The organism is Pseudomonas solani, assembly GCF_026072635.1.
Taxonomy (GTDB): domain Bacteria; phylum Pseudomonadota; class Gammaproteobacteria; order Pseudomonadales; family Pseudomonadaceae; genus Metapseudomonas; species Metapseudomonas solani.
Map to the genome: position 1 here is coordinate 3671090 of NZ_AP023081.1, position 9035 is coordinate 3680124.

Annotated in this window: 8 protein-coding genes and 1 pseudogene; 6 read left to right on the forward strand and 3 right to left on the reverse strand. The window is 66.7% G+C overall.

Annotation, left to right across the window (positions count from 1 at the left end; genetic code table 11):
- Positions 1 to 291: 291 nt before the first annotated feature.
- Positions 292 to 1815, reverse strand: coding sequence for a fumarate hydratase (locus PSm6_RS16705; RefSeq protein WP_021218686.1), 1524 nt, complete (start codon positions 1813 to 1815; stop codon positions 292 to 294).
- 224 nt (positions 1816 to 2039) lie between these two features.
- On the opposite strand from PSm6_RS16705, the gene PSm6_RS16710 reads away from it, so the two are divergent.
- Genes PSm6_RS16710 through PSm6_RS16720 form a run of 3 tightly spaced genes read left to right on the forward strand, consistent with a single transcriptional unit; the run spans position 2040 to position 4896 of the window.
- Positions 2040 to 3167, forward strand: a complete 1128-nt coding sequence (locus tag PSm6_RS16710; protein ID WP_031287450.1) for a GGDEF domain-containing protein — start codon at positions 2040 to 2042, stop codon at positions 3165 to 3167.
- A complete protein-coding gene (locus PSm6_RS16715) occupies positions 3160 to 4098 on the forward strand; it encodes an iron-sulfur-binding ferredoxin reductase (RefSeq protein WP_265167798.1) in 939 nt (312 codons plus the stop codon). Before PSm6_RS16710 ends, PSm6_RS16715 begins: the two co-directional genes overlap by 8 nt.
- A 24-nt stretch (positions 4099 to 4122) precedes the next feature.
- Positions 4123 to 4896 (forward strand): enoyl-CoA hydratase, encoded by a 774-nt coding sequence (locus tag PSm6_RS16720; protein ID WP_021218689.1) that lies wholly within the window; start codon positions 4123 to 4125, stop codon positions 4894 to 4896.
- 308 nt (positions 4897 to 5204) lie between these two features.
- Here PSm6_RS16720 and pyk read toward each other — a convergent pair.
- Both pyk and PSm6_RS16730 read right to left on the reverse strand, forming a co-directional pair.
- Positions 5205 to 6655, reverse strand: a pseudogene (pyk, locus tag PSm6_RS16725) (pyruvate kinase).
- Positions 6656 to 6742: 87 nt separating this feature from the next.
- Complete coding sequence (locus tag PSm6_RS16730; RefSeq protein ID WP_021218061.1) at positions 6743 to 7546, reverse strand: hypothetical protein; 804 nt, start codon at positions 7544 to 7546, stop codon at positions 6743 to 6745.
- A gap of 160 nt (positions 7547 to 7706) precedes the next feature.
- On the opposite strand from PSm6_RS16730, the gene PSm6_RS16735 reads away from it, so the two are divergent.
- The 3 genes from PSm6_RS16735 to PSm6_RS16745 all read left to right on the forward strand — a co-directional run bounded on the left by PSm6_RS16735 (position 7707) and on the right by PSm6_RS16745 (position 9010).
- On the forward strand, positions 7707 to 8081 hold the full coding sequence (locus PSm6_RS16735) for a tetratricopeptide repeat protein (protein ID WP_021218060.1): 375 nt from the start codon (positions 7707 to 7709) through the stop codon (positions 8079 to 8081).
- An 84-nt stretch (positions 8082 to 8165) separates the two neighbouring features.
- On the forward strand, positions 8166 to 8588 hold the full coding sequence (locus PSm6_RS16740; protein ID WP_021218059.1) for a DUF4124 domain-containing protein: 423 nt from the start codon (positions 8166 to 8168) through the stop codon (positions 8586 to 8588).
- 62 nt (positions 8589 to 8650) lie between these two features.
- Positions 8651 to 9010 carry a PilZ domain-containing protein gene (locus PSm6_RS16745; protein ID WP_021218058.1) on the forward strand — a complete coding sequence of 120 codons (360 nt, stop codon included), beginning with the start codon at positions 8651 to 8653 and terminating at the stop codon, positions 9008 to 9010.
- Positions 9011 to 9035 lie beyond the last annotated feature (25 nt).

Genomic DNA, 9035 nt, shown 5'->3' on the forward strand with positions numbered 1-9035 from the left:
GCTGGTTTTTCTATGGAGGGCCCTGCCCTGGGCCGAGCGACTGGCGAGGATATGTAAAGTTGCACGCCTGTACTAAAAATCAGTGAACAACTGTGTGCAGTTTCACAGTATTAATCCTGACCAGTCGGGCATGTGCGACTGGTCCGCATATTTCAGAAAATCCCTGCATCTTTCCCGTCGTTGGCGGCTTTTCCCTTCGGCCGCTGTGCTGCCCACCGAGCGCCGGTAGATTTCCTGCACCCATGAAAAAGCCCGGCACGGGGCCGGGCTTCTGGTGCAGCGGGGGGAGGCTTACTTCACCTCCACCGCCAGGCTTTCGACGATCTTCTTGTTCCAGATCGCCGGGCCGGTGATGTGCACCGACTCGCCGTTGGTGTCGACGGCGACAGTGACCGGCATGTCCTTCACTTCGAACTCGTAGATCGCTTCCATGCCCAGTTCGGCGAAGGCCAGGACCTTGGACTTGCGGATCGCCTGGGCCACCAGGTAGGCGGCGCCGCCGACGGCCATCAGGTACACGGCCTTGTTGTCCTTGATCGCCTCGATGGCGATGGGGCCGCGCTCGGATTTGCCGATCATGCCCAGCAGGCCGGTCTGTTCGAGGATCTGGCGGGTGAACTTGTCCATGCGCGTGGCGGTGGTGGGGCCGGCGGGGCCGACCACTTCGTCACCCACCGGGTCGACCGGGCCGACGTAATAGATGAAGCGGCCCTTGAGGTCCACCGGCAGCTGTTCACCCTTGTTGAGCATGTCGACCATGCGCTTGTGGGCGGCGTCGCGGCCGGTGAGCATCTTGCCGTTGAGCAGGACGGTCTCGCCCGGCTTCCAGCTCTGCACGTCTTCCGGGGTCAGGGTGTCGAGGTCGACGCGGCGCGCGGACGGGCCGGCTTCCCAGACGATCTCCGGGTAGGCGTCCAGCGGCGGCGCTTGCAGTTCGGCCGGGCCGGAGCCGTCGAGCACGAAGTGGGCGTGACGGGTGGCGGCGCAGTTGGGGATCATGCACACCGGCAGGGAGGCGGCGTGGGTCGGGTAGTCCATGATCTTCACGTCGAGCACGGTGGTCAGGCCGCCCAGGCCCTGGGCGCCGATGCCCAGCTGGTTGACCTTCTCGAACAGCTCCAGGCGCATTTCTTCGAGCTTGTTCTGCGGGCCGCGGGCTTTCAGCTCATGGATGTCAATGGACTCCATCAGCACTTCCTTGGCCATCACCGCGGCCTTCTCGGCGGTACCGCCGATGCCGATGCCGAGCATGCCCGGCGGGCACCAGCCGGCGCCCATGGTGGGGACGGTCTTCAGCACCCAGTCGACGATGGAGTCGGAGGGGTTGAGCATGGCCATCTTCGACTTGTTCTCGGAGCCGCCGCCCTTGGCCGCCACGTCCACTTCCACGGTGTTGCCGGGAACGATGGAGTAGTGGATGACCGCCGGGGTGTTGTCCTTGGTGTTCTTACGTGCACCGGCCGGGTCGGCCAGGATGGAGGCGCGCAGGACGTTCTCCGGCAGGTTGTAGGCGCGACGTACGCCTTCGTTGATCATGTCGTCGACGCTCAGGGTGGCGCCATCCCAGCGCACGTCCATGCCCACGCGCACGAACACGGTGACGATGCCGGTGTCCTGGCAGATCGGGCGGTGGCCGGTGGCGCACATGCGCGAGTTGATCAGGATCTGCGCCATGGAGTCGCGCGCGGCGGGCGACTCCTCGCGCAAGTAGGCCTCGTGCATGGCCTGGATGAAGTCGACGGGGTGGTAATAGGAGATGAACTGCAGGGCGTCGGCGACGCTCTGTATCAGGTCGTCCTGTTTGATCACGGTCATGGGGCGCGCTCCTCTTGAATTCGGGAACATCGGGAAGCGCCGGACCACGACCCGGCGCGCATTCTGATTGGGGGTGAAAATGGCGCGGAAGTATACCGCGTGCTCAAGCGCGGGCACACCCGCCGACAGTCGACCTTGGTCGCTGATCGCCCGTGCGCGTCCCCTAGGTTTTTTGTGATCACGCGCGTACAGTGGCGGCATCGTGCCAGCACGGGACGGAGCCCATGAGCACAGCGAGTCAACGGGTCACCCATAGAGCGCTGCAAAGCCTGCTGCTGAAACGCTTCGGCATGGCGGCGGCTACCTATGCGCTTGCCCTGGCGCTGTTCTGGATCGCCGTGCTGGGTGACCTGTACCAGGCCTCGATGACCAGTGCCCTGGCCGCCTGCGGGCTGATCGTGCTGTCGCAGGCGTGCTTCCTGTTCATCTTCCTTAGCGGTCGCAACCTGGAATTCCGTGATCCCAGCCTGACCGAAGCGCAGGTGCTGGTGGCCCTCGCCTGGCACACCCTGCTGCTGTCCGACCTGGAGGGCGCTCGGGGCGCACTGTTGGTGGTCTATGTGCTGATCATGCTGTTCGGCGTGTTCCAGCTGCAGCCCAGGGTTTTCGTACGCTGTGCGGCCATCGGCTTCTTCGCCTTCACCGGGCTCAACCTGTGGGAGGCGTACCAGATGCGCCTCGCCGACCCGGCCCTGGCGGTGCTGCAGGTGTGCGCGCTGTTCGTGGTGCTGTCCTGGCTGACCCTGTTCGCCAGTTATGTGCAGGCCCTGCGCCAGCGCATGCGCCAACGCCGCTTCGCCCTGCAGGCGCACCAGGACACCCTGCGCGGCATGATGCGCCAGCTGGAAGACCTGGTGGCCACCGACGAGCTGACCGGGCTGTTCAACCGCCGGCATTTCCTGCGCCTGGCCACCCGCGAGCTGGACGGCCTGGCCCCCGGTCGCCAGCATGGTCTGGCGCTGATCGATCTCGACCACTTCAAGCGCATCAACGACGTTCATGGCCACGCCGCCGGCGACCGTGTGCTGCAGACCTTCGCCGCCGTGGCGCGGGCCTGCCTGCGCGATGGCGACACCCTGGCGCGCTACGGTGGCGAGGAGTTCGTCCTGCTGCTGCCCAACTGCGATGCCGACCGCCTCACCGCCTGCTGCGAGCGCCTGCGCGAAGCCTTCGCCAGTGCCGAGCCGGTGGGCGTCGAGGTGGATGGGCTGAGCCTCTCCGCCGGCATGACGCTGCTGGGCATCCAGGACGATCTGGATGATGCGCTGCAGCGGGCCGATCAGGCACTCTATCGGGCCAAACGTGGCGGACGTAACCGCTGCGCTGCTGCGTGGGAGGAGCAGGGTGCCTGAAATAGAGGTCGCGGGTAGACGCTGGACCGTACCACCGTCCAGCAACCTGCTGGACCAGCTCAACGCCGCCGGATGCAAGGTGCCCTTCAGTTGCCGGGCCGGCAGTTGCCATGCCTGCCTGGTGCGCTGCCTGGCCGGCGAGCCGCTCGATGCCCGCCCCGAAGCGCTGGACCCCGAGCGCCGCGCCGAAGGCTGGCGCCTGGCCTGCCAGTGCCAGGTGGTGGGCGACCTGGTGGTGGAAGCCTTCGACCCGCAGCGTGATGGCATCCCCGCCGAAGTGGTGGCGCTGGACTGGCTGGGCGATGTCGCGCGGCTGCGCCTGCGTCCCCAGCGGCCGTTGCGCTACAGCGCCGGCCAGCACCTGCTGCTGTGGAGCGCCGAGGGCATCGCCCGGCCCTATTCCCTGGCCAGCGTGCCGGGGGAGGAACCCTGGCTGGAATTCCATATCGACTGCCGCCAGCCCGGCGCCTTCGCCGATGCGCTGCGCCAGTTGGGTATTGGTGGCACGTTGCGCCTGGGCGAACTGCGCGGCGGCGCGTTGCACTACGACCCGGACTGGGCCGGCCGCCCGCTGCTGATCCTCGCCTCGGGCACCGGCCTGGCGCCACTCTGGGGCATTCTCCGCGAGGCCTTGCGCCAGCATCACCAGGGCGCGATACGCCTCATTCACCTGGCCCATGACCCGGCCGCGCATTACCTCGCCGAGCCCCTGCGGGCCCTGGCCGCGCGCCACGACAGCCTGCGCGTAGAACTGACGACCCCGGCGCAGCTGCAAGGTGTTTTGGCCGATCTCCGGCTTGTTTCGCGCCAGACCGTCGCCTTACTCTGCGGCAGCCCCGCCAGCGTCGAAGACTTCGCGCGCCGCCTCTATCTGGCCGGCGTGCCACGCAACCAACTGCTGGCCGACGTATTCCTGAGCCGCTCCTTCTAAGGCGGCCACCGCCGAGGAGCCACCATGAGCGAGCACATCCACCTGGAACGTGACCAGGGCCTGCTGACCATCCGCATGCAACGCGCGGACAAGATGAACGCCCTGACCCGCGCCATGTACGGCGCCATGGCCGATGCCCTGGACGCGGCCGGCGAAGACCGCAGCGTGCGCGCGGTGCTGATCACCGGCAGCGAGACCTGCTTCACCAGCGGCAACGACGTGGCCGACTTCATCCAGGCGCCACCTTCCGGGCTGGACAGTGAAGTGTTCCGCTTCATGAAGTCGCTGTTCGATTTCGCCAAGCCGGTGGTGGCGGCGGTGAGCGGCCCGGCGGTGGGCATCGGCACCACGCTGCTGCTGCATTGCGACCTGGTCTACGTGGCCCGTGACGCCAAGCTGAAGATGCCCTTCGTCAACCTCGGGCTGTGCCCGGAGTTCGGTTCCAGCCTGATCCTCCCGCGCATGCTCGGCCACGCCCGCGCCGCCCAGCTGCTGCTGCTCGGCGAGGCCTTCACCGGCGAGCAAGCGGCGACCTGGGGCATCGCCAACGAGGCGCTGGACAGCGGCGCCGCGACCCTGGCCCGCGCCCGCGAAATGGCCCAGCGTTTCGAGCAGCTGGCACCTTCTGCCGTGGCGGTGAGCAAGCGCCTGATGCGCGAACCGGGCCGCGAGGAACTGCGCCAGGTGATCATGGAAGAGGGCGAGCTGTTCGGTCAGCGCCTACGCACCCCCGAGGCCATCGAAGCGCTCTCGGCCTTCATGCAGCGCCGCAAGCCGGATTTCTCCAGGTTCGCCTGAGGCTCGCAGGCGGGGTTCACCCGCCCCACAGCGCTCCGGCAACCGTAGGATGGGTCGGGGTGGCGTTCCGCGAGCTCCGCGAAACCCATCAACGCGATGTGTCAGGCACGCACAGGTGCCACGCTCGACTCCGCCTGGTGGAGGTAAAAAGCGACCTCCACCCTACACACCGGTCATGCCCGCACGGCTGATGGGAAATGTTGTAGGGGCGAATTCATTCGCCAAGCGGTGCGCAGCGCCGCCGTTTCCAAACCCTTGAACAAAAAAGACCGCTCATCGAGCGGCCTTTTTCATTCACTGCGGATGCCTCACACCAGCGGGTCGCCGACGTGGAGGATCTTCATGGTGTTGGTGCCGCCGACGGTGTGGTAGCTGTCGCCCTTGGTGAGGATGACCCAGTCGCCCTGCTGCACGATGCCGCGCTTGAGCAGTTCGTCCACCGCGGCCTGGCTGACCTTGTCGGCCGGCAGCGCGGCCGGGTCGAAGGGCACGGTCTGCACGCCACGGAACAGGGCGACGCGGGCCTGGGTGGCACGGTGGGGGAGAAGGCGAAGATCGGCACCGAGGAACGGATGCGCGACATGATCAGCGGGCTGTAGCCGCTCTCGGTGAGGCAGATGATCGCCTTCACGCCCGGGAAGTGGTTGGCGGTGTACATGGCCGCCAGGGCCACGCTCTCGTCGCAGCGGCTGAAGGTGTGCCCCAGGCGGTGGCTGGATTTCTGGCTGGTGGGGTGTTTCTCGGCACCGACGCAGACGCGGGCCATGGCCTGCACCGCTTCCACCGGGTATTCACCGGCGGCGCTCTCGGCGGAGAGCATCACGGCGTCCGTGTAGTCCAGCGCGGCGTTGGCTACGTCGGAGACTTCGGCGCGGGTCGGCATGGGGCTGTGGATCATCGACTCCATCATCTGGGTCGCGGTGATCACGGCCTTGTTGTAGCGGCGGGCGTGCAGGATGATCTTCTTCTGGATGCCCACCAGCTCGGCGTCGCCGATCTCCACGCCCAGGTCGCCACGGGCCACCATCACGGCGTCGCTGGCGCGGATCAGGCCGTCCAGGGCTTCGTCGTCGGCCACGGCTTCGGCGCGTTCGATCTTGGCCACCAGCCAGGCGCTGCCACCGGCTTCGTCGCGCAGGCGGCGGGCCAGTTCCATGTCGGCGGCGTCACGGGGGAAGGAGACGGCCAGGTAGTCCAGGTCCATCTCGGCGGCCAGCTTGATGTCGGCCTTGTCCTTGGCGGTCAGGGCCGGGGCGGTGAGGCCGCCGCCGCGACGGTTGATGCCCTTGTGGTCGGACAGCGGGCCGCCGATCAGCACGGTGCAGTGCAGTTCATCGGCGGTGGTGGCGTCGACGCGCATGACCACGCGGCCATCGTCCAGCAGCAGTTCGTCGCCGACGCCGCAGTCCTTGATCAGGTCCGGGTAGTCGATGCCCACCACGTCCTGGTTGCCGGCTTCACGCGGGTGGGTGACGGAGAAGCGGAATTTGTCGCCGGCTTCCAGCTCGATGCGCTTGCCTTCGAACTTGGCGATGCGGATCTTCGGGCCTTGCAGGTCGCCGAGCAGGGCCACGAAGCGGCCGTGCTTGGCCGCCAGCTCGCGGACTAGGCGGGCGCGCGCCTTGTGCTCGTCGGGGGTGCCGTGGGAGAAGTTCAGGCGGGCAACGTCGATACCGGCGAGGATCAGCTGTTCCAGCACCTCGGGCGAGTTGCTGGCTGGGCCGAGGGTGGCGACTATCTTGGTGCGGCGAAGGGACATGCGAAGGCTCCATTTTTCAAGCAGAGCCCGAGGCTACACCGCTCGCAACCTGTAGTCATTGTTCCTCTTCACTACCCTTTGCCGGGGTTATTTAACGCCGGGATTCAGGGCCTGGTCCAGGTGCCGGGCGGCATTCTCGGCCTGCTCGGCATCGGGGAACTCGGCGAGCAGGCGGCGCAGGTAGCCGATGGCGCGGCCACGGTCGGCGCGGGGGTTGGCCGGGGCCAGGTTCATCAGCGCCATCTGGTACAGCGAGCGGGCCTTGATGTCGGGCTGCACATGGGCGTCGCCCAGGGCGAGGGAATACAGCTGCTCGGCTTCGTCGACGCGGTCCTTGAGCACGGCGCGGCGCGACAGCAGGGTCATGTCCGGGTCGAGGTCGCTGCGGTAGAGGTCGAGGTTCTGGCTGGGCTTCCAGTCGGCCAGCAGCTCGCGGGCGGTCTTGTGCACCGGCTCGTCGGCACGCTGGCGGATCACCAGGATGCGCGCCTCGGCACGTTCGGCGGCGCGGGTGCCGGGGAACTCGTTGGTGATCTGGTAGAAGCGGTTGAGCGCTTTGGTGTCATCGCGCTGGTCGTTGTAGCGGCTCATGTAGATCAGGCCGATCTGGTAGAGCGAGATGGCACGCACCTCGTCGCTGAACTGGCGATCCTGGTAACCGGTGAGGTAGAGCTTCTCGGCCTGGGCGCTGGTGCCATCGCGGATGGCCATGGCGCTGTAGGTGAGCAGGTCGCCATCTTCTTCCACCGCCGCGGCCATGCGGTTGTTCTTCAGCACCTTGTACTCCACCGCTTCGTTGGTGGTGATCTGGGCGATGAACAGCGGGGTGGTGGGGGCGCAGGCGCCAAGCAGCAGAAGGGTGCACAGCAGGGCAGGGCGGATGGGCTGCATGGAGGCTCCGGAGGCGGGGTTTGGGCGAGTCTAGCAGCCGCTTCGCCTGGGCCGGGATGATGGGCTGCAAGTCCCATCGGAGGTTGTGCCCGCACTCCGCCGGATGGCGCTGCAGAAATTTCCGTGAGCGCCGATATACTCGCCAACGGAGGACTTACCCATGCGCACGCTGATCATCCTGGCCCTGCTCGCCGGCCTTGCCGGTTGCACCCGCTGGTCGCTGGACCATCACCTGAACAATGCCTACCACGCCTACGACGAGGGCGACTGCGAAACGGCCATGCTCGAGCTGTCCCAGGCCGAGCGCAAGAGCCGCTCGCGGGCCTATATGCAGCCGGAGATCTCTCTGCTGCGCGGCCAGTGCCTGGAGCGCCAGAGCCTGTTCGTGGATGCCCAGCAGACCTACAACTTCATCATCGGCCGCTACCCCACCAGCGAGTACGCCTACCGCGCCCGTGCGCGCCTGGAGACCCTGGAGAAGCTCGGCCAGATCAACACCGGCTCACCGGCCAAGGCCACCCCGGCGTCGCTCTGACCGGCGTTTCGACCGTCGGTCGTGGCTCGCTTGAGTGGCGACCGGCCAGCGCTAAGCTTGGCCTTTGTTTCCGGGAGGGGCTCCATGCGTCACCTGCTTTTCGCGGTCATCCTGCTGCCAGGGCTGGCGAGCGCGGAGATCTACCGCTGGACGGACGCCAGCGGCCAGGTGCATTTCAGCGAGCGACCCCAGGCCGGCGCCCAGCAGGTGGAGGTCAAGCCGCAGGTGGTGGAGCGTGACGAGGCCACCCGCGAGCGTGAGCAACGTGCCGAGCAGTTCTTCGATGCCCGCCGCCAGGAACAGGCGCAGGCCGAGCGCAAGGCGGCGGATGCCCGCGGCGAGCGCCAGAAGCAATGCAACACGTTACGCGGTAACCTTGCCCAGCTTCGCGACGGCGCTAAGTTCTATCGTGTCGATGGGAAGGGGGAGCGCCAGTATTACAGCGACGGCGAGATCGACGCCGCCCGTCGTAAATTGACCGCGGAAATCAGTGAGCACTGCGGTTAATTACTTGGTTCGAGTGCAGTAGTGAGGCCATACTGAACGGCCATCAATAGCGATTCGCCATCATGCGTAGCCAACGCCGAATAGAACGCCACCAGCTGCCCTATTACCTGAAGGTCTTCAATCGCATCACCGACAAGCCCATGGGCTATCTGGGAAACGTTTCCCTCGAAGGCCTGATGCTGATCAGCCAGCTACCGATGCTGGTGGGGGCCCGTTTCGACATGCGCCTGAAGATTCCGGGGCATGACGGCCAGCAGCACTTCATCGACTTCTACGCGACCTGCCAATGGAGCCGGGAAGACGTCAACCCCGGCAACTTCGACTCGGGCTTTGCCCTGGTGGCACCGCCGCCGGAATACGTGGAGATGGTCGAGGCGCTGCGCCACTACTTCAGCTTTCGTCCCCTCGCCGCGTCGGCGTAGCCGTGCCCGGCGTTAGCCGCTGCGC